Source organism: uncultured Neptuniibacter sp. (assembly GCF_947498015.1).
Lineage (GTDB): Bacteria > Pseudomonadota > Gammaproteobacteria > Pseudomonadales > Balneatricaceae > Neptuniibacter.
The window spans coordinates 281239-306585 of sequence record NZ_CANMIR010000002.1; the positions used below are offsets into that span (position 1 = coordinate 281239).

The window sequence follows — 25347 nt, forward strand, 5'->3', positions numbered from 1 at the left end:
TAAGTTTCAGTGACTGAAAACGAAAAACTGCCCCCTGTGCCACTTTCTGATGCAATTGATAAATTCATTCAGCGTGTTGGCCTGACTATCGCTTGGTCGTATGTAGTGCTCGTGCTGGTAATCATGCTGCAAGTTATATTGCGCAAAGGTTTTGCCAGCGGCTTTATCGCCCTCGAAGAATTACAGTGGCACCTTTACTCCATAGGCGTCATGTTTGGACTCTCCTATGCGCAAACGACTAATTCACATATACGAGTCGACCTTTTCTATTCCCGCTTAAGAGGAAAAACAAAGCGACTGATCGAAGTGATCAGCATTCCGATTCTGGTGATGCCGTTTATTGTCATCATCTTTATGCAGAGCCTCGATTTTGTTTCTGAATCCTATCGTGTCAATGAGTCATCTGAAGCAGCATCTGGCCTGCCCTATCGCTGGCTAATCAAAGGTGTAATCCCTGTTAGCTTTGGCTTACTGGGGCTGGCTGTCATATCCCGCTTTATCCGGGACCTAACTTTGCTATTGAAAGGTGACGACTAATGGATGCGAATGAAATTCTTGTAATCGCGATGTTCCTGTCGTTCATCGCACTACTATTTACTGGTATTCCTGTTGCCTGGGTATTGGGCGGCATCGGAATCATCTTTGCGTTTCTGGGTCAGTTTACTGACTCTTATATGGACACAATGACGGGTCTGGATTACACCACACTGGGACTGGTGGTGAATCGTCTCTGGACCATCATGGAAAATTGGATTCTGGTTGCATTACCCATGTTTATCTTTATGGGGATAATGCTGGATAAATCCGGAGTTGCCGAACGATTAATGAAATCGATGCAGGAGCTCTTCGGGCGGGTTCACGGTGGCCTTGCGATCACTGTCACTGCGATTGGTATTATTCTAGCCGCCTCTACCGGTATTATCGGAGCTTCTGTTGTTCTCCTGGCGGTCATGTCACTTCCAGCCATGACCAAACAGGGGTACAACATGCCTCTGGCTCTGGGTACCATTGCCTCCGCAGGTACCCTTGGTATTCTGATCCCGCCAAGTATCATGCTGGTTATCATGGCAGATCAGTTAGGCTTATCGGTTGGTGATCTGTTTATGGGCGCGGTCTTCCCGGGCTTGATGCTCGGCGCGTTCTATATTGTTTACATCCTGGTACGCGGTCTTATCAAACCAAGTGATCTGCCCGTACCGGATGATGCAAAACCGGTCACATTTGGCATCGTGATGAATGTTCTCAAAGATGTCCTGCCCACAGTTCTATTGATCGTTGTTGTACTTGGTTCAATCTTCGCCGGTATTGCTACGCCAACAGAAGCCGCTGGTGTCGGTGCTTTTGGAGCCACCCTACTCGCAATGTACAACCGGAAGTTCAGCTTCAAGGTGCTACATGAGGTGGTCGGTGGAACGATGAATACAACCGCTTACATCTTTGCAATCTTTATCGGTGCTACCTGCTTCGCTCTCGTTCTGCGCGAACTAGGTGGGGATGAGATGATCGAATCATTCCTGACAGGTCTGCCGTTTGGCCCTTATGGAATCATCTTCTTCATACTGGCTGTCATCTTCCTGCTCGGTTTCTTCTTGGACTGGATCGAAATAACGTTGATTATTCTGCCGTTACTGGCGCCTGTTATTTCGGCACTGGGTCTGGATATTACAGCACCCGGCATTGATAACCCCGAGCTAGTCTGGTTCGTGATGCTCGTTGCCATGGCATTACAAACCTCATTCCTAACCCCTCCGGTTGGGTTTGCACTCTTCTATCTCAAAGGCGTTTGCCCTCCGAATGTGAAGATCACTGATATCTACAAGGGTGTGATTCCGTTCATTATGATTCAGCTGGTAGCACTACTCATTCTGGTGTTCTGGCCTCAGCTTGTACTTTGGTTACCGACCATCGCATACAGCTAAAGCAAAGCTGAACCTCTGTATTCACAGAGTTAAGTTAAGGCCCGGTGATACCTGCATAGAACATCAGGTATCACCGGCCCTCATCTACCGTTTCAAAGTGAGGTGTTGCAATGAAACAGGGCTATCAAGACTTTCTGAACGCTCTGCGGGAGTTCATCCCCGATACACGTTTAATCAGCGATCCCCTTCGCACATTAGCTTATGGTACCGATGCTAGTTTCTACCGGCTGATTCCCCAGATTGTGGTTCGGGCTGAGACTGAGTCGGAAGTTATCCGTATTGTAAAACTGGCGGAACTGCATAATAAACCAGTCACCTTTCGTGCAGCGGGTACAAGCTTATCAGGTCAGGCGATTACCGACTCAGTATTGATCCAGCTAGGAGATGGTTGGGATAGTTATTCGATCAGCGATGATGGCCGTACGATCAAGCTGCAGCCAGGTGTTATTGGCGGCAATGCCAATAAATACCTCGCCCCGCTTAACAAGAAAATTGGACCCGACCCAGCATCGATAAACACCGCAAAAATTGGGGGCATTGCGGCTAACAATGCCAGCGGAATGTGTTGTGGTACGGCTCAAAACAGCTATCGTACCCTGAACAGTGTGCGCGTAGTACTAGCGGATGGATCTGTACTGGACACAGGCGACAAGGCCAGCATCGGAATATTCCGTAACACCCATAAGGGGCTCCTTGATTCTTTGGATTCTCTTGCCCGGCAAACACGTGATAACCAAGTTCTGCGAGAGCGTATTGAACATAAATACCGACTTAAAAACACAACCGGTTACGCTCTGAATTCATTGGTTGATTACGAAGATCCGATCGATATATTGCAACACCTGATGATCGGCTCAGAAGGCACACTCGGTTTCATATCTGATATCACTTACAACACGGTTGATGAACATCCAAACAAAGCCTCTGCCCTGATCTTTTTCAACAGCGTACGTACAACTTGCGAAGCGGTCGCTATTCTTAAGAAAACACCGGTTTCAGCCGTTGAGCTGATGGATCGTGCAGGTCTGCGATCAATCGAAAACAAGCCGGGTATGCCCTCTTTTATTAAAGAGTTACCCGAAGATGCAGCAGCCCTTTTGGTTGAAACACGTGCAGCTGATTCTGATACTTTAAGCGATCATGTGAATGCAATTACCGCATCCATTGCAGATCTGGAAACAGCGAAGCCGATTGAATTTTCTACGGACCCTACGGTTAATGCTCAGTATTGGGCGATCCGCAAGGGGCTGTTCCCAGCAGTTGGTGCTGTCCGCCTGACGGGAACTACAGTCATCATTGAGGATGTAGCCTTTCCTGTCGATCAATTGGCGGATGCCGTTCATGATCTTCACTTACTGTTCGCAAAATGGAACTACTCTGAGGCACTCATTTTCGGACATGCCCTAGAGGGCAATCTGCATTTTGTTTTCACTCAATCATTTGACACTCAGGAAGAGATAGATCGCTATGACGGTCTGATGGATGAGGTCTGTAAAATGGTTGTCAACAAATACGATGGCTCCCTTAAAGCTGAGCATGGTACTGGCCGAAATATGGCACCCTATGTCGAGATGGAATGGGGGGAAGACGCCTACCGCCTGATGTGGGAGTTAAAGGAGTTATTTGATCCTAAGAACATTCTGAATCCAGGCGTTATCCTTAACAAAAACGCTCAGGTCCATCTGGAAAACCTCAAATCACTACCTGCAGCTGATGAGCTGGTCGATAAATGTATTGAGTGTGGTTTCTGTGAACCTACATGCCCTTCTCGAGCGCTTACACTCACCCCACGCCAGCGAATTGTTTTATGGCGAGAGATTGCACGTCTGGAGGCTTCAGGAGAAGATCCGGATCGGTTGGCTCTTTTGAGAAAAGAGTATCAATATCAGGGGACTGATACCTGTGCGGCCTGCGGTCTGTGCTCCACCACATGTCCAGTTGGTATTAACACTGGTGACCTTACCCGCTCTATACGTAGCCGCAAGAACGAAAATCATAGTAAACTGGCGCAATGGCTTGCAGAACACTACGGCGGATTGACCTCAGCAACACGCGCAACATTCAAGGTTGCTGACACTACACATGCCGTGATCGGCACAAAAGCGATGTCAGCGATTACAGGCCTTGCACGCAAAGCGACAGGCGGCATAGTCCAGCAGTGGACCCCCGCGATGCCTAAGGCTGCACCAAAAATAAAACCTACCCTACCCAACCCTGATCACAGGGGGCCTGAGGTGGTTTACCTTCCAAGCTGCGCAAGCAGAACTATGGCGCCATCCAGAGGCGAACGAGATCAAACGCCTCTGGCTGATAAAACAATTCAGCTGCTTCGAAAAGCAGGTTTTAACGTTATCGTGCCCGAGGGTCTTGATGACCTTTGTTGTGGAATGCCCTTCCAATCCAAAGGCATGTTTGATGCAGCTGAATACAAAGCGAAACAAACTGAAGAGCTTATACTAAAGCATACAGACAATGGCAGAATACCCGTATATTCAGATACCAGCCCCTGCAGTTTGAGGCTTAAAGAAAATATTGACGAACGTATTAAACTTTACGATACCGTCGACTTTATCGATGAATTTGTCATGGATCGCCTGATCTTCACACCATCAGATGAAGAGATTGCACTGCATATCACCTGCAGCGCGACTCGAATGGGGCAGACTGAGAAACTTAAACGTATCGCTAAGGCCTGTTCAAATAAGGTGTTAATTCCGGATCAGATCACCTGTTGTGGCTTTGCCGGTGATAAAGGTTTCAGTACTCCTGAATTAAATGCGTCATCACTGCGCACACTCAAAGATCAGGTTAAAGAATGTAATGAAGGCTACTCAACCAGCCGCACGTGTGAGATCGGTTTAACGCATCATAGTGGTATCGACTATAAGTCAATCATCTACCTTATTGATCGCCAGAGCCAACCTAAACATTGCAGTGACAATGATAATCAGGAAAACGCGCAGATCTCTGCAACTCAGCTTTGATCTGTCATTTAAAAGAGGATTCAAACGATGGCACTTCCTGAAATTAACACCATTTTGTATGCAACTTCATTAGGCAAGCATACACGTCCAGTATTTCGCCAGGCAGTTAAACTTGCAGCATTGAATAATGCCAAAATTGTCATGCTGCATGTTGTTGAACCTATGGGCGAAATGGGCCATGCACTGATTCAGAACTATGTCTCTGAAGACCTGATCAAACAGATGCACGATGAGGGGATCCAGGAGATCCATAAAACAATGCAGTCTCGAATTGAAAACTTCTGGGCCGAAGAGCTTTCTAGCTTGAATCAGGAGATCTCAATTACAGTTGATTACAAAGTTGCTGAAGGAAATCACACAGACTCTATACTGGAAGCGGCAACCGCAGTGAAAGCAGATATGATCGTACTTGGAGCCGAAAACCGATTCGGGCATCATAGCCATACCAGTCAGCAGGTCATGCGGAGTGCCAAAGTACCTGTTCTGACCGTCCCAACAGGTAAAGACTATACATAATGCCAATCTGGCCTTGCGCATTTTGAAAGGGAGTAATTTTTGATGGAAGCACAAGGCCTGTTGATAGAACGAATTTTCCTGACCGTATTCCCACTGGTGGCTATTGTCACCGTGGGTTTTTTTTATGCCCGGCGCCGCAGTCCCGATATGAATGTGGCCAATCAGATCAATATCGATGTTTTTGTCCCCGCACTTATCTTTGCGGTTCTGTCCGCTGAATCCTTTGATCTTGTTAAATACCAGTCTTTAGCTGTCGGCGCGGCATGCGTTGTTATTGGCTCAGGGGTATTACTCTTTCCCCTCTGCAAACTGTTAAACGTACACCCAAAAACCCTCATTCCTCCGATGATGTTCAGTAACAGTGGTAATCTGGGTATACCACTGATTGTTTTAGCCTTCGGTGAAAATGCACTTCAAGCTGCCGTAATCCTGTTTCTTGTTGAAAACGTGCTCCATTTTACGTTGGGAATTTACATACTCGATCACAGGACCAGACTACTCAACTTACTGCGCATGCCAATGATTTTAGCGACCATTCTAGGCCTCATCTGGAGCGGTTTTGATCTGCCTATCCCTAAATCAGTTCATACTTTTATTGAGATGCTCGGACAAATTGCCATTCCACTTATGCTGTTTGCACTGGGTGTGAGAATGACCAGCGTTGACTTTACTCACTGGAAAATTGGCTCTATCAGCGCAGTATTATGCCCTGTTAGTGGGATTGCGATCGCTTTGATCTGTCAGCAGTTTTTAAATTTAGACCCAACACAGTTTGCTTATCTGATCGTATTTGGCGCACTTCCCCCCGCCGTTCTCAATTACATGATTGCAGAACGATACAATCAGGAACCTCAGCAGGTCGCTTCGATTGTGTTACTTGGCAACATGGGTAGTTTACTCTTTATTCCCACTACCTTAGCCTTTGTTCTGTAACCTTCTACAGATAAAAGAGATCACAGAGATGAACTCCAACAAGGAACAGATAGGGATCGATCTCGGCGGTACGAAAATTGAAGTTATCGTGTTAACACAGCACAACGAAATTCTTTATAGGGAACGCCTCCCTACACCTCAAGGAAAGTACTTAGAGACCCTTGATGTCATAGCTCACTTAATCGAAAACGCTGAGCTGGCCTGCAATATACAAGCCCAAAGTATAGGCATCGGTATTCCAGGCGCTATATCTCCCGCAACAGGCTTAGTAAAGAATGCGAATTCAACCTGGCTAATCGGAAAACACCTGAATACTGACCTTGAGGAAAAGCTAGGACGCCCGGTAGTTATTGCTAACGATGCAGATTGCTTTGCCCTTTCCGAAGCTTATGATGGTAGTGGTGCGGGATACCACAGCGTATTTGGCGTTATTCTTGGTACCGGAGTTGGTGGCGGCATTATTATTAATGGCTCTCCACTTTCAGGGCCCAATGCTATTACCGGTGAATGGGGGCACAATTCATTACCGTGGTTAGAGGAATCTGATTTACCTGGACGAAAGTGCTACTGCGGCAAAGAAAACTGTATAGAAACGTTTCTATCAGGACCCGGCTTTGAAAAAGCCTATCAGGAGATCTACGGAAAGTGGCTATCATCGGCCTCTATATGGTCAGCTGCGTCCCAAGGGGAGCAATCAGCTCTTGATCACGCCTTACTCTATATTGAGCAGCTAGCTAAGGCATTAGCCTCTGTAATAAACATCCTCGACCCCGACGTCATTGTATTAGGAGGCGGCATGTCTAATCAGCAGATGATCTATTCTGAGCTCCACACAAGAATGTCAAAATATGCCTTTTCTGATCAGCTGAATACCCCTGTTAAACAAGCACAACATGGCGACTCCAGTGGTGTACGTGGAGCCGCCTGGCTAAATCAACTCTTAATCTGAGGGTTGGGTTTTATCTTCCTTAGGCAGACCTAAGGTAATCACGCTACGGTTTTTCTCAATGGTCGCTGCTCCTATCCCCTTCACTTCAGCTAATTGCTCGATAGACTGAAACGGGCCATGTGCCTCGCGGTAAGCGATAATGGCCTCAGCTTTACGTTCACCAATACCGGAAAGCCCATCGGATAGTTCAGTCGCAGTGGCTTGGTTGATATCGATTTCAGCAAAAGCAGGGAGGGTAAACAGACAGATAAACGCCAGAAGAAGCGTTCGAATTGAACGTAATTTCATTGTAAGTTCCTTTTACATTTTGGGTTAAGAACTGACACCATCCATAGTGCCAGATTCATTTATAACGTGACTTCTGCACTAAAGCAATGGTGCTAATTCACTATCTATTTTCTCTAATGACTTAACAGGTGACTCAGCCTTTGTTATTGGTCTGCCTATCACCAAATAGTCACTCCCCGCCTGGATCGCTTCAGCCGGCGTCATGATCCGCTTCTGATCACCTACATCCGCATCAGCTGGACGGATACCCGGTGTAACCAGCTTAAATTCTGGGGAGATCACGTCACGTAAAGGCCTTACCTCTTGTGCGGAGCATACAATACCGTGAAGACCACTTTGTTCGGTGAGTTTCGCTAACCTCTTAACCTGTTCCAGAGGATCAATATCAAGCCCAAGCTCCGCCAGATCCTGCCGTTCCATACTGGTCAGTACTGTCACTGCAATCAGCAACGTATCACTGCCCTTCACCTGTTCAAGTTCGTTTCGGGCAGCCTCCATCATTCTCCGTCCGCCTGAAGCATGAACATTGACCATCCATACCCCCATCTCCGCTGCCGCGCGCACTGCTTTTGCTGTGGTGTTAGGAATATCGTGAAATTTGAGATCCAAAAACACATCAAAACCGGTTTGCTGCAGAGATTCCACAACAGCGGGTCCACAGCGGGTGAATAGCTCCTTACCCACCTTAACACGGCAACGAGCAGGATCTAGCTGATCTGCCATTGCTAAAGCCTGCTTCATATCTGGATAATCCAGAGCAACAATTACCCGTTTTTTATCAAGTGACATATACATTCTCTATCAATTATTCACCTTCCAGTCCCTGGATTGGTTTTGTAGTGCCCCACTGTTTACATGACGGGCACTGCCATAAAAGCGTTCTGCCTGAAAAACCACAGTTATTACAGCGATAAACCGGCTTCGATAGTTCAAGCTGCCCCGTAAGGCCGCGCAAGACTTTAAGGCTATCTCTAGCACTTTCAGATCCATATTCTATATGAAGATCTATCAGACTATTAAAACCTTTTACTGAGGGCCTGCGCTTTAACTCCTCAGTGATAAAACTCCCGGCGGCATAGATACCCCGTTCATTTTTAATCTGTTCTGCCAGGGCTATTATCGCCGTAGTAGACGGAGACTGAGCCAGACTGGTACGTAAATAGGAAATATACTCATCGATATCCCCTGTTTCTTCGAAACAGCGTTTCAGATCTGGAATCGTTTCGGAAACAAACAACTTATCCTGTTTACCTACTGATTTAAGATATTTAATCGCCTGTTTCCACTGCTGAGCTTGCATCGCAATACCTGACTGCAGCAGACTGATACGTACGTTTTCAGGATCATATGAACTTGCCTTCCGCAGATAGTCACGTGCCCGCTTTAGCTGTTTTTCTGACAACGCCGTTTCTACTAACTCACAACAGTAATGAGCAAGCTCTGTGGAAATACGTTTGCGCTCTTCAGTAGATAGTTTTTCAGCAGTTGCAAGTGCCTGCTCCCACTCTCCCTCTTTCTCGTACAACTTAATGAGCAGGCTGAGTGCTTTACTTTGGGTTTTTTTAGGTGAGGGCGCCTTGATTAAGTCCTGTAATAGATTCTCCGCACGATCAAGCAAACCTACTGCATAATAATCACGCGCCAGAGCCATCTGAATTCGCATAAAATCGGCACGATTCAGGTCCGGCCTCGCCAGCAGTGTCTGGTGGATCTGGATCGCCCGATCAACATCCCCTTTACGCCGAAATAATTTAGCTAGGGAAAGGTGGGCAGGAATTGTATCTGAGTTGATCTCTAAAGCACGGATAAAGCTTTCAATCGCTTCATCCATTTTTTCATTTAGAAGGTAATCCAAACCGGTAAAGTATTCATGACTGAGTGAATTCTGGGGTCTGGATAACCTTTTTTTTACATCACGTCTTCCCAACAACCAACCAATGCCGATTGCTAGAAAGAGAGGGATAATAAGAAGGTAGTTCTCGAAATTAAGCGGCATCTTTGAGGTTGGCAACTCTCAATTGATCAAGCTCTTTCTGCGTACTCGCAATCTTACGACGTGCAGAGCCTAAACGAGTTCTCAACATCAGAACGGTCATGATGCTAAGTGCCACCCCCAAGATCCCGCCGAGGACAAACGTAGCAATCAGCCAAACAGACAAACTAGCTTCCGGCAACTGGAAAAACACGAGATCGATGGCAACTTTTTCTGTGTTATGGATAGTGAACATGATGCCTATAAGCAAAACTGTTAAACAGAGCAAACCGACAATCAATGTTTTTAAAAATCGCACTGGTATAAAACCTCAGAAATTAATTGGTTATTGACTCATTAACCTGCTCACGCAACTCTTTACCAGGCTTGAAGTGCGGAACAAATTTAGCATCCAGAGAAACAGATTCTCCAGTTTTAGGGTTTCGCCCAGTTCTGGGTGCCCGATAGTGCAGTGAAAAACTACCGAAACCTCGGATCTCGATCCTATGCCCCTGAGACAGGGATTCAGTCATATGATCCAGCATAGTTTTCACTGAAAGCTCAATATCTTTCACTGAAAGCTGCTCATGTCGATCTACAAGAATCTCTATCAACTCAGATTTAGTCATACTTCATACTCCTTATCCCCTGAGGCCACAAGCTATTTAGGCTCGCCTTTTTTCATCTGTGCCTTGATCAGCTCCCCTATGGTTGTAGGACCTGATATCTCAGTTTCAGATTGTTTGCTGATTTTATTCATAGCCTGTTTTTCCTGCTCGATCTCCATCTGCTTAATCGACAACATTATCGATCGGTTACGACGATCAATATTGCTGATCATCGCTTCCAGATCATCACCCACCGTAAAAAGCTCAGTCAGATTATCAACCCGATCTCTGGAAACATCAGCAATTCTTAACTGCGCCATAATCCCATCAGCAAGATTAACAGCTACAGCTTTATCAGTGACTTCTGAAACCGTCCCCTTAACGACAGTTCCTTTATTATACTGGTCAGCAAACGAAACAAATGGATCAGAATCAAGTTGCTTGATACCGAGAGCAATACGCTCTCGGTCTGCATCGACAGAAAGGACTACCGCCTCGACTTCATCACCTTTCTTATACTCTTTGACAGCAGCCGCACCATCATCCTCCCAGGAGAGATCTGACAAGTGCACCAACCCATCAATACCACCCTCTAAACCAATAAACACGCCAAAATCTGTAATGGAACGGATCCGGCCGCTAAGGCGGTCACCTTTGTTGAAGTTAGTTGAGAATTCCTGCCAAGGATTGGGCTTACACTGTTTCATACCGAGAGAGATACGACGACGTTCCATATCGATATCAAGAATCATGACATCAACTTCATCTCCAACCTGAACTATTTTGGAGGGGTGAACATTTTTATTCGTCCAATCCATCTCCGATACATGGATCAAGCCCTCAATACCATTCTCAATCTCTGCAAAACAACCGTAGTCTGTCAGATTGGTGACCTTCGCCGTCGCTTTTGTTCCGACAGTGTAATTGGAAATGAGCTGGGTCCATGGATCATCAGTCAGCTGTTTGACGCCTAAGGAGACACGGTTACGTTCTTTATCAAAACGCAGAACCTGTACATCAATCTCTTCACCAACCGTTAAAGCCACGCTGGGGTGCTTTACACGCTTCCACGCGATATCGGTAATATGCAATAAGCCATCGACTCCGCCCAGGTCGATAAATGCGCCGTAATCGGTAATATTTTTTACAATACCTTTGAGAACTACGCCTTCCTTCAGGCTTGAGAGTAACTTCTCCCGTTCCACGCTATACGCAGCTTCAAGAACAGCTCTTCGGGAAACAACAATATTATTACGCTTGGCATCAAGCTTAACGAGCTTAAATTCAAGCTCTTGGGATTCCAGATGCGAGGTATCTCGGAGAGGGCGCACGTCAACCAGTGAACCAGGAAGGAATGCGTTAATAGAGTTAACAGTAACGGTGAAGCCACCACGAACTTTACCCGTGATATGCCCTTTAACGATCTCATCGGCTGCATACGCTGCTTCCAATTCGATCCAGGCTTCTGCTCGTTTCGCCTTTTCGCGGGAGAGCTGAGTTGAACCGAAGCCGTCTTCAACAGCTTCCAACGCCAACTTAACCTCTGAACCAACGGCGATCGTTAGCTCGCCCTGTTCATCAAGGAACTGCTGTCGCGGGATAACACCTTCAGATTTAAGCCCTGCGTTGACGATGACATAATCATCCTCAATCGCAATTACTGTGCCTGTCACAATGGCTCCAGGAGCCATCTCCAGTGTCTGAAGGCTCTCTTCAAACAGTTCAGCAAAGCTTTCGCTCATAATCATATCCCGCTTTCTGTCTTTACGACGTCATTCAGCGAAGTCCTTTGTGCCTCGCTTCATCCATTACAGCGGCTAGGACCTCTTCAATCGACATTTTAGTCGAATCCAGAATTACTGCATCCGCCGCGGGCTTCAATGGAGCTACAGCACGGTTCATATCGCGATCATCCCGTGCCTGTATATCCTCCAATATAGCTTGAAGACTAGCACCCAGTCCCTTGTTTATCAACTGGTTATAGCGACGTGAAGCTCGCTCCTCGGCACTCGCGTCAAGATAGATTTTCAACGATGCTTCAGGAAATACCACCGTTCCCATATCCCGACCATCCGCTATCAATCCAGGCAATTCTGCAAAAGCCCTTTGACGCTCCAAAAGGGCATCACGTACAGCAGGAATTGCCGCCACAATAGATGCATCTTTGCCAACGACTTCGGTCCGGATAGCATCAGTGACCTCTTCACCTTCCAGAATGATCTGAACACTATCACCCTCTCGGGCCACAAACTGCACATCAAGATGTGCAGCCAGAACAACTAAAGCTTCCTCATCGCTCAAATCAACACCGTGGTGACGTGCTGCCAGCCCAACTAAACGATATAGAGCGCCGCTATCGAGTAGCTCCCACCCCAGCTCTCTTGCCAATAAATGGCAGATAGTTCCCTTACCTGACCCACTTGGACCATCTACGGTAATTACGGGCACCTGTCTGTTAGACATCAGCCCTCCTCCCTCTCAACCTTAAGGCCTGCTGCACACGCCAGTTCTACAAAATCAGGAAATGACGTTGCGACATTTGCGCATTCATTAATGACAATGGTGTCTTTGGCCCGCAATGCTGCAATACAAAATGACATAGCAATACGATGGTCATCATGCGATTCAACTACGCCACCACCTATAGGGCCACCTTTAATAACTGCGCCATCAGGCGTGCCTTCAATATCCACACCCAGTGTTTTCAACCCATCAACCATGGATTGAATGCGATCACTCTCTTTGACTCGTAACTCTTCCGCGCCCGACACAATAGTTGTCCCCTCAGCACAGGCTGCGGCAACAAAGAGAGCAGGGAATTCATCGATTGCCAGCGGCACCTGATCTTCAGGGATATGAATGCCTTTTAATGGCGCATAACGGATACGGATATCCGCGACAGGCTCACCGCCAACTTCGCGCTCATTGAGTAGCTCCAGGTTAGCCCCCATAAGACGAAGGATGTTGATAACCCCGATGCGCGTAGGATTGATTCCAACGTGTTCCAGAACCAGATCAGAATCAGGGCAGATCGCGGCAGCCACCATAAAGAAGGTTGCTGATGAGATATCAGCCGGCACATCAATACGGCATGCATGTAGCTGCCCACCGGATGAAACTACAGCTGTTGCACCTTCCTGTTCGACGGAGTAACCAAATCCATTCAGCATTCGCTCTGTATGATCACGGGTGGGCGCTGGCTCAGTGACCGATGTCTGCCCCTCAGCATACAAACCCGCTAACAACAGACATGATTTCACCTGGGCGCTCGCCATAGGCATCTCATAATGCATACCTGTTAGTGATCTCTTACCTTTAATTTTAAGCGGCGGACGACCGTTTTCAGCCGTTTCGATCTCCGCGCCCATCAGCCTCAATGGATCAGCAACTCTTCCCATCGGGCGCTTAGTCAGCGATGCATCACCTGTCAACTCAGAGTCAAACTGCTGAGCTGCCAGCAAACCAGATAACAGACGCATTGAAGTCCCGGAGTTACCAACATATAACGGCCCCGGAGGGGCTTGTAAGCCATTTATGCCAACACCATAGATCGTAACATTACCATCCACAGGCCCTTCAATCACAACGCCCATATCCCGGAAAGCTTGTAACGTCGCCAGGCTGTCTTCACCCTCTAGAAAGCCAGTCACTTCAGTGACACCATCTGCCAGTGAGCCCAGCATGATAGAACGGTGTGAGATTGATTTGTCACCTGGAACTCGAATTTTTCCACTTACGCTGCCGCCAGGCTGGGCACGAAAGGTTACTTGTTGATTACTCATATCGTGTGAATATGCTGTACCAGAAAGGATTCTTGAAAAATGTTCTCTTGCAACGCGCGCGCGGGTGAACGTCCCCAACATTGTCTCACTATCACCACACTCAATCGCTGCTCTGAGATTACCCAGGCCCGCTACAAATCTATCCAGCTGGGCCAGTAATGCTTCTTTATTTGCCAAACAGATGTCATGCCACATGGTCGGATCGCTACCCGCTATACGGGTAAAATCTCTAAAACCTCCTGCAGCATAACGGAATATATCGGTGTTGTTATCCTGCTCCTGCGCCAGAGTATCAACCAATGAGAACGCGAGCATATGCGGTAGATGACTGGTGGCTGCCAGCACCTCATCATGCTTTTCAACATTCATCACCAGAACTTCTGCACCAAGCGCACTCCACATCTCTGTAAATAGCTTAACAGCGCCAGATGAAGATTCTGCTAAAGGTGTCAAAATTACCTTATGATTCAAAAACAGGTTTTCATCGGCAGCTTCAACGCCACTCTTTTCAGATCCAGCAATGGGATGCCCGGGTACAAATCCACTAGGCAGTGCAGTAAAAACACGTTGCGCCGCCTCAACAACATTCCCTTTTGTACTCCCAACATCGGTTAGGAATGTATCCTCAGCAATGAAAGGGGCAATATCAACCAGCACTTTCTCCATCGCTTTAACAGGTACAGCCAGGACTACCAGATCGGCCTCAGATACAGCCTGAGCCAGGCTTTCGGCCGCTACGTCAATAACACCTGTGAGCAACCCCTTCTCAAGCTCATCTGGATCCCGGTCAAATCCAATCACTTCACCAAAAGAGCCGTTTTTTCGAAGACCTTTAGCTAAGGAACCACCAATCAATCCCAGACCGATGATAAGCGCTTTCTTTATGTTGTTACTCAAAGTTTTCTACCACTCTGGCCAGTGCTCGCAAACAACGCTCATTCTCTTCAGGAAGACCAATACTGATTCTTAGATGTTGAGGCATACCATAATTTGCAACGGGTCGTACGATAACACCCTGATGTAACATGGCATCATAGACAGGCATCGCATCCTGCTTCATATCAACCGTGATAAAATTGCCGACTGAGGGTATAAATTCCAAACCCAGCTTTTTAAATCCCTCTTCGTAAAAGCGCATCCCAGATGAGTTAATCTCTACACTTCTGGCCAGATAATCTTTATCAGACAGGACCGATTCAGCCGCAACAAGCGCAAGATTATTCACATTAAACGGCTGCCTGACTCGACTGAGAACATTTGCAACATCTTCATTAGAAACAGCATACCCAACCCTCAATCCAGCTAAACCGAACGCTTTTGAAAAGGTGCGGGTAACAATAAGGTTTGGATAGTCTGCTAATTTATCCAGCCCATTTGGAAATGCTTCATCCATCACATACTCGGTATATGCCTCATCAAGCACGACCAGGATATTTTCAGGGACTTGATCCAGAAATGAAGTTAACTCCGGTTCAGAAAGCCAGGTTCCCGTTGGATTATTAGGGTTTGCGATAAAGATAATTCGGGTTTTATCAGAGATCTCTGCGAGCATCTGTTGCAGATCATGCCCCCACTCTTTAGCTGGGGTTACGACTGCCTTGGCTCCTGTCGCCTGAGTCACTAACGAATACACGACAAAAGCATATTCAGAATAGATAACCTCATCACCCGGATTCAGGTAAGCTCGAGCGATCAGTTCAAGAACATCATTTGAGCCATTACCTAGAGTCACCTGCTCTGGAGAAAAGCCATACTCTGAGGCAAGTGCCTGTTTCAGGCGATAACCACCACTATCAGGATACAATGAGAGACCGGAGAGATGATTATTCACCGTGGACAGAGCTTTTTCAGAAGGCCCCAGAGGGTTCTCATTGCTCGCAAGTTTAACAACATTTTTGAGACCCAGCTCCCGCTCAAGCTCTTCCGCAGGCTTACCTGGCAGGTAGGGATGTAGATTCTGAACACCGTTTGTCGCCAGAGCAATATAATCACAACCCATAACTGATCTCCTTAAAGTACCGCGCGCGGATATGAGCCCAATACTTTTAATTCAACGCTGCCTTTAGCAAGATCATCAAGCGCACTCTGCACAACAGGATCATCACTATGACCTTCAAAATCGATATAGAACAGAGAGTGTTTAGAGGCAGAACGTGTTTCCACTCTGGTCAGGCTAAGGCCATGACGATGGAACGGTTCAAGCAACTGATACAGTGCACCCGGCGCATCGGGTACTGAAACCAAAATTGATGTTTTATCATCACCACTGGGACCCACGTCCTGATCGCCAATGATAAGGAAGCGTGTGGAATTATCAGCCTGATCTTCAATATTTTTAACCATCGGATCAAGATCATAAAGCTCCGCCGCCATATCACCAGCAACAGCAGCATAGCCCCGCCCCTCCTGCGCTGCTAGACGCGCAGCTTCCGCATTGGAGCTTACAGCTACCTTTTCAATATGTGGATATCGCGCATCAAGCCACCCGCGACTCTGTGCCAACGACTGCTCATGCGAATAGATTTTAGCAATCTCATCAAGACTATCTCCCTTGTTCAGGAGGAGATGAAGATGCACCGGCACTTCGACTTCACCACAGATCTTCAGATCAAACTGTTTAAACAGATCAAGTGTATGGCTAACCACCCCTTCAGATGAGTTTTCAATAGGCACGACACCATAGTGTGCAGCTCCAGACTGTACCTCACGAAAGACATCTTTTAGTGACTGCATCGGCAGGTTATGAGCAGAGTGACCAAAATGCTTCATTGCAGCCTGTTGAGTAAAGGTACCCTCCGGGCCTAAAAAAGAAACGCGCATCGGTTCTTCAAGCGCAAGGCAAACCGACATTATTTCCCGAAAAAGGCGCGCAACCTCTTTATCCGCCAAAGGTCCTTCGTTTCGCTCCATAACAGCACGCAGCACCTGAGCTTCCCGCTCGGGGCGGTAGAATACAGCCGATGCTTCACCCTGATATTTCTGTTTAACCTCTGCGACATTCTGCGCACAACTCGCCCGATTGTTCAGCAACTGATGAATCTGTCGATCAATGCTATCAATCTGGTCACGTAAAACCCGTAACTCTTTTTCCTGTTCGCTCATATTTTTTAATTACTCTGCAAAGACTCAGGCGTGCAGCTTTTCAAACTGCTTCATAAAGTCGATTAAAGCATCCACCGCAGTTTCAGGTACTGCGTTATAAATACTGGCACGCATGCCACCAACAGAGCGATGCCCTTTTAAGTTTAGTAGACCGGCTTCCTCTGCTTTTTCTAAAAACAGTCCATCCAAAGCATCATCCGCCAAAGTGAAAGGGACATTCATCCAGGAACGGTTCGCTTTCGCCATCGGGTTTGCATAAAAGTCACTGGCATCGATCGCTGCGTAAAGCTTTTCCTGCTTACGTTGATTGATCTCAGCAATTGCAGACACACCGCCCTGCTCTTTTAACCATTTGAACACTAAACCAGCCAGATACCAGCCAAAGGTTGGCGGTGTATTACTCATTGAATCTGCATCTGCATGAACTTTATAGTCAAACATCGTAGGCATACCAGGTACAACGTCCCCTAATAGTTCTTCACGAACAACTACAACTGTCAGTCCTGCTGGGCCAATATTTTTCTGTGCCCCCGCATAGATCAGTCCAAACTTATTCACATCGAGCGGGCGAGATAAAATGCTGGATGACAGATCAGCGACCAACGGCACATCCCCAGACTCGGGAATGTAATCGTACTCCAGTCCGCCAATTGTTTCGTTCGGCGTATAATGAAGGTATGCCGCATCAGGATTCAGTGTCAGTTCGTTCTGCTGCGGAATTGCACGGTAACCATTACCTTTACTACTGGCGACAACTTTCACATCACAGAAGCGTCCAGCTTCCTTAATCGCCTTCCCAGACCAGATACCTGTATCTATGTAGTCAGCGGCACCTTTACCACGCAGCAGGTTTATAGGGATCATTGAGAATTGAGAGGTTGCTCCCCCTTGAAGGAACAAAACCTTATAATCCGCACCAATGCCCATCAACTCCCTTAAGTCCTGTTCGGCAGTTTCAGCGACGGAGATGAACTCTTTACTGCGGTGACTCATTTCCATAATGGAAAGGCCTTTTCCCTGCCAGTCTAGAAGTTCTTCCTTTGCCTGCTGCAATACCTCATCTGGTAATCCAGCCGGGCCAGCACTGAAATTATACTTACGCGTCATCGACCTATATCACTCTTTCTAAAAGCTATATAAAAAGAGTGGCTTTGTAGAGCCACTCTTAATGTTTAGCGCTTACTCTTCAATCATAGGGGTATCGTTGTCACCTGCATCCACCTCAACGGTTTCGTCAGCTCCCACAACCCCCTCTTCTTCCTCAGGCTCTTCAATACGTGCAACTCTAACCAGTGATTCGCTATCTCCGACTCTGATTAGGGTGACACCTTGTGTATTTCGACCCAACTCGGAAATACCATCACACCCAGTACGAACCAAAGTTCCCTGATCGCTGATAAGCATAACGTCATCACCATCGAAGACCTGCACAGCCCCTGCCAACGCACCGTTTCGGTCCGAAGACTGTTGCGCAATGACACCTTGACCGCCGCGCCCCTTAACAGGGAAATCCTCAACAGCCGTTTTCTTTCCGTAGCCGTTTTCAGATGCGGTCAGAATTTTCCCGCCGGACTTAGGAATGATCAGGGAGATGACTTTTACACCACCATCCATCTTCACACCTCTTACGCCACGAGCAGTACGACCCATCGGGCGCACATCATTCTCATTAAAGCGCATGCTCTTACCGGCACTTGTCATCAACATTATGTCATCGCTGCCATCAGTGACAGCGGCCCCGATCAGATGATCATCATCGACCAGGTCCAGTGCTATCAGACCATTGCTTCTTGGTCTTGAGAAGTTCGTCAGTGCAGTTTTCTTCACCGTGCCAGACGCGGTCGCCATGAAGATGTACTTGTCCTCTTCATATTCCCCTACAGGAAGAATCGTACTGACACGTTCACCTTCATCCAGTGGGAGAATATTTACGATAGGACGTCCCCGTGCAGTTCTGCTAGCAACCGGAATCTCAAAGACCCTTAACCAGTAGACTTTACCGCGGTCGGTGAAACAAAGAATCGTATCGTGTGTATTAGCAATCAGAAGATGCTCAATGAAATCTTCATCCTTGATTGCTGCCGCTGACTTCCCTTTACCACCTCGCCTTTGCGACTGATAATCGGTCAATGGCTGTGTTTTGGCATAACCACCATGAGAGATAGTAACGACCATATCCTCTTCGGTGATCAGATCAGCAACCGTCAGATCTTTACGCGATGCAGTGATCTCTGTTCTACGCTCATCACCATACTCTTCCAGTATCGCTTCCAACTCTTCACGAATCACTTCCATCAAACGTTGATGAGATCCCAGAATTTTCAGCAGCTCTGCAATTTTATCCAGAAGCTCTTTATATTCCGCGATCAGTTTTTCATGCTCCAACCCAGTCAAACGGTGGAGGCGAAGTTCAAGAATGGCCTGAGCTTGTGCCGGTGACAAATTATATTTACCGTCACGCAACCCATACTGCTCTTCCAGTTCTTCAGGTCGACAGGCATCTTCCCCTGCTCGCTCAAGCATCTGGATAACATCTCCAGGCGTCCAAGCTTCACTTATCAGTCGTTCTTTCGCTTCTGCAGGTGTAGGCGATGTTTTGATCAGCTCAATAACCGGATCAATGTTCGCCAGGGCTATCGCCAAACCTTCCAGAATATGGCCACGTTCACGCGCTTTACGTAACAGATAAACGGTACGACGAGTCACAACTTCACGGCGGTGACGGATGAAACATTCAAGTGCAGATTTAAGGTCAAGAATCTTTGGCTGCCCATCGACAAGAGCAACCATATTGATACCAAATACCGACTCCATCTGCGTCTGTGCAAATAGGTTATTAATCACTACATCAGGCATCTCGCCACGACGTAGTTCAATAACAATACGCATCCCGTCTTTATCAGACTCATCACGTAACTCGGTAATCCCTTCGATCTTCTTATCCTTGACCAGTTCAGCGATCTTTTCGATCAAACGCGCTTTATTTAACTGGTAAGGGATCTCAGTGATGATCAGTGATGGCTTACCACTCTTCTGATCCTCTTCAACATGATGCTTGGCACGAACGTATATACGCCCACGCCCAGTGCGATACGCCTGTAATATACCCGCGCGACCATTGATAATACCGCCGGTAGGGAAATCAGGCCCAGGTATGAATTCCATCAACTCGTCGGTAGACAGATCGCCATTTTCAATCAAGGCGATACAGCCTCGAACGACTTCTGAAATATTATGTGGCGGAATATTAGTCGCCATCCCCACGGCAATCCCTGACGAACCATTCACCAACAGATTAGGCACACGTGTTGGCAGCACTTCCGGGATTTTTTCCGTTCCATCATAGTTATCTACGAAATTAACGGTCTCTTTTTCAAGATCAGCCAAAAGCTCATGGGAGATTTTATCCATGCGTATTTCGGTATAACGCATAGCTGCGGCAGAATCGCCATCGATGGAACCGAAATTACCCTGGCCATCCACCAGCGTATAACGCATAGAGAAGTCCTGCGCCATACGTACGATCGTGTCATACACTGCACTATCGCCATGCGGATGGTATTTACCGATTACATCACCCACCACACGGGCAGATTTTTTGTAAGCTTTGTTCCAATCATTGCCCAGTTCATTCATCGCAAACAAAACACGACGGTGTACTGGTTTCAGGCCATCTCGCGCATCAGGCAAGGCACGGCCGACGATCACGCTCATGGCGTAATCAAGGTATGACTGCTTCAGTTCATCTTCAATGTTAACTGGCAGAATTTCTCTGGCTAAATCACCCATTCCCTATCCTTGAATCACTCTCGCAACGGAAGGCTTCCGCGGATATTTTTAACCGACGGAGTATATCACATATCCCACAGGGGAATCCTGAAAAAATAAGAGCTTATACATTTAAGTATCGCATTTTTAATCCGACTATTTTTGAACCGGCGTGCAGTGCTAGAATGCGACAAAATCTTTCAAAGCTTAAATGTCATGACACAGCCAGAAAACACAACCCAGAAAAACATTGATCATGAAGAGATTGCTAAATTCGAAGAACTTGCCAGCAAGTGGTGGGATAGAAATAGCGAATTTAAACCCCTACATGATATCAACCCTCTCCGGGTAGGATACATCGACCGCATCGCCAAGCTTGCCGAAAAAAATGTTCTCGATGTTGGCTGTGGCGGCGGCATTTTATCTGAATCAATGGCGCAACGCGGCGCAAACGTTACCGGAATAGATATGGGTGCAGCTCCTTTGAAAGTAGCTAAACTTCATGGCCTGGAAAGCGGTGTGAATGTGACCTATAAACAGATTACGGTAGAAGAACTCGCCCTTGAACAGCCCGAGTCTTTCGATGTCGTAACCTGCATGGAGATGCTGGAACACGTTCCTGATCCATCCTCTATCGTTCATGCTTGCGCAAGGCTATGCAAACCTGGCGGCCAAGTTTTTTTCTCAACCTTAAACCGCAACCCTAAAAGCTACCTCTTTGCTATTCTGGCCGCTGAGAAACTGCTTAAACTGGTACCAGACGGCACCCATGACTTTAAGAAGTTTATTCGCCCTTCCGAATTAGGCAGCTGGATCCGTCAGAGCGGTCTACTCAATACCGATATGTGCGGTATGACTTACAATCCACTTACCAAGACATACAGCCTGCACCCCACTGATGTCGACGTAAATTACATGATTGCAACCGAGAAACCGGAATAAATGCACGCAAAACCCGCCTCAGTACTCTTTGACCTTGATGGCACACTGATTGATACTGCACCCGATTTCCATTGGGTTATTAACCAGCTACTCCAGGAAGAGGGACGCACCAGGATCGACTTCGATTTTCTGCGTCGCTATGTATCCAACGGTGCACGCGCCATGATTGCGGCAGCCTTTGACCTCGAAGAGGACGATTCCGACTTTCCCAGACTGCATCAGCGTATGCTTGAGATCTATCTGGAGCACCTGGCGGTAGACAGCAGCCTTTTCCCTGGGCTACAGGATTGCTTACACTGGCTCCAACAACATGAAATACCCTGGGGCGTAGTCACGAACAAGCCAGAACGCTTTACCCTCCCTGTCATGCAGGGCCTTGCCATAGATGAGCAGGCCAGCAGCATAATCTGCCCAGATCACGTAACTCATAAAAAACCACACCCTGAATCGCTCCTCCTTGCCTGCCAACAGATAAATTGCAGCCCGGAAAACAGTATTTATGTTGGCGATCACCTACGGGATATTGAGGCAGGAAAACGAGCCGGCATGATCACGATTGCAGCGACCTATGGCTATATTGATGAAGACGAAGATCCTCAAACCTGGGACGCCGATCATTATATTTCATGTGCAACAGAGCTAAAGCCCCTGCTAAAATCTCTATACTCAGTATTAACACCCTGATCAGGAAAGAATGACTATGTTTGAATATCAGGCACCAGAAACACTGCTCAAGGACCGTGTCATTCTGGTTACCGGAGCAGGCTCTGGAATCGGCCGAACAGCCGCAATAACTTATGCAGCCCACGGGGCGACAGTAATTCTTCTCGGGAGAACCCTGGAAAAGCTTGAGCATGTTTATGATGAGATAGAAGCTGCCGGTTATCCACAACCCGCACTGGTACCGCTCAACCTTGAAAGCGCCCAGGAACATGATTATATCGAGTTAGCCAATACCATTGAGCAGGAATTTGGTCACCTCGACGGAATTCTTCACAATGCCAGCCTGCTTGGGGTAAGAACGCCGATTGAATCCTACGACCCTGTCATCTGGCAACAAGTGATGCAGGTTAATGTAAATGCCCCATTTATGATGACCCAGATCCTCATGCCCCTGCTTGAGCGCCGAGATAATACATCGATCATATTCACCTCATCCAGCGTAGGCAGAAAAAGCAAAGCCTACTGGGGCGGATATGCAGTCTCCAAGTTTGCAACCGAAGGAATGATGCAAACGTTGGCGGATGAACTGAGCAATACCAGCAAAATCCGAGCAAACTGCATCAACCCCGGCGCCACACGCACACAGATGCGAGCCGACGCTTACCCAGGTGAAGACCCCTCCACAGTCACCACCCCAGAGGCGATCATGCCCCTATACCTATATCTGATGGGAGATGACAGCCTTGATGTAAATGGGCAATCCCTGGATGCACAATAACTAGTCTAGCGCCGCTAAAAACCCTGTTGACCTGACCTTCAACACAAAAAAGCAGCCTAGGCTGCTTTTTTTGTGTACACAATAGATCGACTAGTTACCCTCTTGACGTCTCGCACGCTGTTTTTTATAGCGGCGTTCCAGCTTCTGCTTTTCTGAAACCGTCATTTTGGGTGCTTTTTTTGGCTTCAACTCCAGCATTTTTGAAAGGGAATTTACCTCTTTCACCGTCATCTCCTTCCAAGTACCCGACTTAACATCACTTGGCAGGAATACAGGACCAAAGCGGACACGCTTCAGCCGGTTGACCTGAATCTCCTGTGATTCCCAGAGTCGTCGTACCTCCCTGTTTCTCCCTTCCATAACGACACAGTGGAACCATTTGTTAGCGCCCTCTCCATCAAAAAACTGTACATCGGTAAATCGTGCCATTCCATCTTCTAGCAACACGCCATCTTTTAAACGCTGCAGAATCGCTTCATCAACATTACCCAGAACACGAACCGCATACTCTCGGTCAATCTGCGCAGATGGATGCATAAGTGCATTTGCCAGCTCACCATCCGTTGTAAATAACAACAATCCGGACGTATTGATATCCAAACGACCGATCGCTATCCACCTACCCTCTTTTAAAGGCGGGAGATGGCGAAAAACTGTAGGTCGACCTTCAGGATCATGTCGGGTACAGATTTCACCAACAGGCTTGTTGTAAATCAAAACTCGGCGCTCAGCCTGCTGATCAAAAATCAGCTGCACAGGGCGCTCATCAACACTTACAGCATCGCCTTCAGAAATTCGATCACCCAACGTAGCCAGCTCCCCGTTTACAGAAACCCGACCCTCTTTAATCCAACGCTCCATCTCACGACGTGAGCCTATACCGGAGCGCGCCAGAACTTTATGTAACTTCTCATCAGACATTTGACGCACCTTTAATTCAATAAATAACAAATAAAAAAGCCCTTCCATCAGTGAAAGGGCCTTTTCAATAAATCGCCTTAATTTTAAATGAGGCAATCGTCTTTAGTAAATCCTTTATCAAAATAAGCTTGGAATGCCAGCGGCGTTCGGCCACGACCAGACCATTCGTGAGCGTTACCCTGATCATCAACGATACGATATTTGGGCTGCACTTTTTTCTTCTCGGTCGCAGTTTCACCAATCATATTCATCAAATCGCTAATATCTACCCCTGCATCCTGCATGCTCTGACGAATAGCATCAATCTTAGCCGCTTTCTCTTTTTCAGCAGCCAACACAGCTTCCTCTTCCGCCTTTTTATCAGAAGCGATAGCTGTTAAATCAGAGATAACTTTTTCCAGATCCGCTACTGATAATTCCTGACACTGTTTTCGAAGAGAATTTTTTCTTGTTAGAATTTTCAAAAAATCGGACATTTTACTACTCACCGGATTAAATAGGATTTTGATTATTATCTTTATAGTAGATTATTTATCAAGCACAATTAGAATCTAATTATTTATCGAAAATTAATTAAAATCTGAAACATCTCCTGCACCCGACCTGATTATTTCAGGAACTTCATCAACCATATTAATGACACTGGTTGCCTCCATGCCACAATAACCACCATCAATAACCAGATCGACCTCATGCTGAAGTAACTCTCTCATCTCATAGGGATCAATCAACGGCATATCTTCCTCAGGCATTATCAGTGAAGTACTCATAATTGGCTCGCCCAGGGTCTCCGTTAATGCCAACGCTATTGGATTATTAGGAATTCTAATACCGATCGTTCTGCGTTTAGGATGCAACAACCGCCTTGGAACCTCTGAAGTCGCTTTCAGAATAAAAGTATACGCACCCGGCGTATGCGCTTTTAATAACCTATAGCTTGAATTATCAACTTTTGCATAGGTGCTAATTTCACTTAAGTCACGACATACCAAGGTAAAATTATGTTTATCATTCAGCTTACGAATTCTTTTAATTTTTTCGAGTGCCGCCTTATCCCCCAAATGACAACCCAATGCATATGCGCAGTCTGTGGGATAGATAACAACACCACCTTTATTTATGATTTCAACAGCCTGATTAATCAAACGCTGCTGCGGGTTTTCTGGATGGATTTGGAAGAATTGACTCACAACACTCGCCTTGTATCGAGAAGTTTATAGAA

General features: G+C 46.9%; 24 protein-coding genes. 9 read left to right on the top strand and 15 right to left on the bottom strand.

What is annotated here, in order from left to right; all coding sequences use genetic code 11:
* Positions 1-9 precede the first annotated feature (9 nt).
* The 6 genes from Q0882_RS03570 (at position 10) to Q0882_RS03595 (ending at position 7301) form a co-directional block, all read left to right on the top strand.
* Positions 10-537, top strand: coding sequence for a TRAP transporter small permease subunit (locus Q0882_RS03570; protein WP_299178173.1), 528 nt, complete (start codon positions 10-12; stop codon positions 535-537).
* The gene (locus Q0882_RS03575; RefSeq protein ID WP_299178176.1) at positions 537-1919 is read left to right on the top strand and encodes a TRAP transporter large permease subunit; all 1383 of its coding nucleotides are present in this window, start codon (positions 537-539) and stop codon (positions 1917-1919) included. Before Q0882_RS03570 ends, Q0882_RS03575 begins: the two co-directional genes overlap by 1 nt.
* A 110-nt stretch (positions 1920-2029) precedes the next feature.
* Positions 2030-4903: an FAD-binding and (Fe-S)-binding domain-containing protein gene (locus Q0882_RS03580; RefSeq protein ID WP_299178180.1), complete on the top strand. Its 2874-nt coding sequence runs from the start codon at positions 2030-2032 to the stop codon at positions 4901-4903.
* A gap of 27 nt (positions 4904-4930) precedes the next feature.
* Positions 4931-5419: a universal stress protein gene (locus tag Q0882_RS03585; RefSeq protein WP_299178182.1), complete on the top strand. Its 489-nt coding sequence runs from the start codon at positions 4931-4933 to the stop codon at positions 5417-5419.
* A 42-nt stretch (positions 5420-5461) separates the two neighbouring features.
* On the top strand, positions 5462-6352 hold the full coding sequence (locus Q0882_RS03590; RefSeq protein WP_299178187.1) for an AEC family transporter: 891 nt from the start codon (positions 5462-5464) through the stop codon (positions 6350-6352).
* A 28-nt stretch (positions 6353-6380) separates the two neighbouring features.
* Positions 6381-7301, top strand: coding sequence for an ROK family protein (locus Q0882_RS03595; protein WP_299178190.1), 921 nt, complete (start codon positions 6381-6383; stop codon positions 7299-7301).
* Here Q0882_RS03595 and Q0882_RS03600 read toward each other — a convergent pair.
* From Q0882_RS03600 to gyrA, 12 genes are all read right to left on the bottom strand, one after another.
* A complete protein-coding gene (locus Q0882_RS03600) occupies positions 7293-7589 on the bottom strand; it encodes a helix-hairpin-helix domain-containing protein (protein WP_299178192.1) in 297 nt (98 codons plus the stop codon). The two genes, Q0882_RS03595 and Q0882_RS03600, sit on opposite strands and share 9 nt — an antisense overlap.
* A gap of 78 nt (positions 7590-7667) precedes the next feature.
* Complete coding sequence (gene pyrF, locus Q0882_RS03605; RefSeq protein ID WP_299178194.1) at positions 7668-8378, bottom strand: orotidine-5'-phosphate decarboxylase; 711 nt, start codon at positions 8376-8378, stop codon at positions 7668-7670.
* 16 nt (positions 8379-8394) lie between these two features.
* Positions 8395-9585 carry a lipopolysaccharide assembly protein LapB gene (gene lapB / locus Q0882_RS03610; RefSeq protein WP_299178196.1) on the bottom strand — a complete coding sequence of 397 codons (1191 nt, stop codon included), beginning with the start codon at positions 9583-9585 and terminating at the stop codon, positions 8395-8397.
* Positions 9575-9880, bottom strand: a complete 306-nt coding sequence (locus tag Q0882_RS03615; RefSeq protein ID WP_299178198.1) for a LapA family protein — start codon at positions 9878-9880, stop codon at positions 9575-9577. The genes lapB and Q0882_RS03615 overlap by 11 nt, the downstream gene beginning before the upstream one ends.
* A gap of 19 nt (positions 9881-9899) precedes the next feature.
* The gene (locus Q0882_RS03620; RefSeq protein WP_299178200.1) at positions 9900-10190 is read right to left on the bottom strand and encodes an integration host factor subunit beta; all 291 of its coding nucleotides are present in this window, start codon (positions 10188-10190) and stop codon (positions 9900-9902) included.
* A gap of 32 nt (positions 10191-10222) precedes the next feature.
* Positions 10223-11911 (bottom strand): 30S ribosomal protein S1, encoded by a 1689-nt coding sequence (gene rpsA, locus Q0882_RS03625; RefSeq protein WP_299178202.1) that lies wholly within the window; start codon positions 11909-11911, stop codon positions 10223-10225.
* Between the two features lie 34 nt (positions 11912-11945).
* Positions 11946-12632 carry a (d)CMP kinase gene (cmk, locus tag Q0882_RS03630; protein WP_299178204.1) on the bottom strand — a complete coding sequence of 229 codons (687 nt, stop codon included), beginning with the start codon at positions 12630-12632 and terminating at the stop codon, positions 11946-11948.
* The gene (locus Q0882_RS03635; protein WP_299178206.1) at positions 12632-14848 is read right to left on the bottom strand and encodes a bifunctional prephenate dehydrogenase/3-phosphoshikimate 1-carboxyvinyltransferase; all 2217 of its coding nucleotides are present in this window, start codon (positions 14846-14848) and stop codon (positions 12632-12634) included. The genes cmk and Q0882_RS03635 overlap by 1 nt, the downstream gene beginning before the upstream one ends.
* Complete coding sequence (gene hisC / locus Q0882_RS03640; RefSeq protein ID WP_299178208.1) at positions 14841-15950, bottom strand: histidinol-phosphate transaminase; 1110 nt, start codon at positions 15948-15950, stop codon at positions 14841-14843. Before hisC ends, Q0882_RS03635 begins: the two co-directional genes overlap by 8 nt.
* 11 nt (positions 15951-15961) lie before the next feature.
* Entirely contained in the window at positions 15962-17053 is a 1092-nt protein-coding gene (gene pheA / locus Q0882_RS03645) for a prephenate dehydratase (protein ID WP_299178209.1), read from the bottom strand.
* A 24-nt stretch (positions 17054-17077) separates the two neighbouring features.
* On the bottom strand, positions 17078-18160 hold the full coding sequence (gene serC / locus Q0882_RS03650) for a 3-phosphoserine/phosphohydroxythreonine transaminase (RefSeq protein ID WP_299178211.1): 1083 nt from the start codon (positions 18158-18160) through the stop codon (positions 17078-17080).
* 72 nt (positions 18161-18232) lie between these two features.
* Positions 18233-20842: a DNA gyrase subunit A gene (gene gyrA, locus Q0882_RS03655; protein ID WP_299178213.1), complete on the bottom strand. Its 2610-nt coding sequence runs from the start codon at positions 20840-20842 to the stop codon at positions 18233-18235.
* Positions 20843-21037: 195 nt separating this feature from the next.
* Here gyrA and ubiG point away from each other — a divergent pair, with 195 nt between their 5' ends.
* The 3 genes from ubiG to Q0882_RS03670 are packed head-to-tail and all read left to right on the top strand — an operon-like array spanning position 21038 to position 23204.
* On the top strand, positions 21038-21763 hold the full coding sequence (ubiG, locus tag Q0882_RS03660; protein ID WP_299178215.1) for a bifunctional 2-polyprenyl-6-hydroxyphenol methylase/3-demethylubiquinol 3-O-methyltransferase UbiG: 726 nt from the start codon (positions 21038-21040) through the stop codon (positions 21761-21763).
* Positions 21764-22447, top strand: a complete 684-nt coding sequence (locus tag Q0882_RS03665; RefSeq protein ID WP_299178217.1) for an HAD-IA family hydrolase — start codon at positions 21764-21766, stop codon at positions 22445-22447.
* A 16-nt stretch (positions 22448-22463) separates the two neighbouring features.
* A complete protein-coding gene (locus tag Q0882_RS03670; RefSeq protein ID WP_299178219.1) occupies positions 22464-23204 on the top strand; it encodes a YciK family oxidoreductase in 741 nt (246 codons plus the stop codon).
* 90 nt (positions 23205-23294) lie between these two features.
* Here the strand turns inward: Q0882_RS03670 and rluB are convergent, their stop codons facing one another.
* From rluB to Q0882_RS03685, 3 genes are all read right to left on the bottom strand, one after another.
* On the bottom strand, positions 23295-24125 hold the full coding sequence (gene rluB, locus Q0882_RS03675; protein ID WP_299178221.1) for a 23S rRNA pseudouridine(2605) synthase RluB: 831 nt from the start codon (positions 24123-24125) through the stop codon (positions 23295-23297).
* Between the two features lie 83 nt (positions 24126-24208).
* Positions 24209-24601 carry an H-NS histone family protein gene (locus Q0882_RS03680; protein WP_299178224.1) on the bottom strand — a complete coding sequence of 131 codons (393 nt, stop codon included), beginning with the start codon at positions 24599-24601 and terminating at the stop codon, positions 24209-24211.
* Between the two features lie 93 nt (positions 24602-24694).
* Positions 24695-25315 carry an L-threonylcarbamoyladenylate synthase gene (locus tag Q0882_RS03685; protein WP_299178225.1) on the bottom strand — a complete coding sequence of 207 codons (621 nt, stop codon included), beginning with the start codon at positions 25313-25315 and terminating at the stop codon, positions 24695-24697.
* Positions 25316-25347 lie beyond the last annotated feature (32 nt).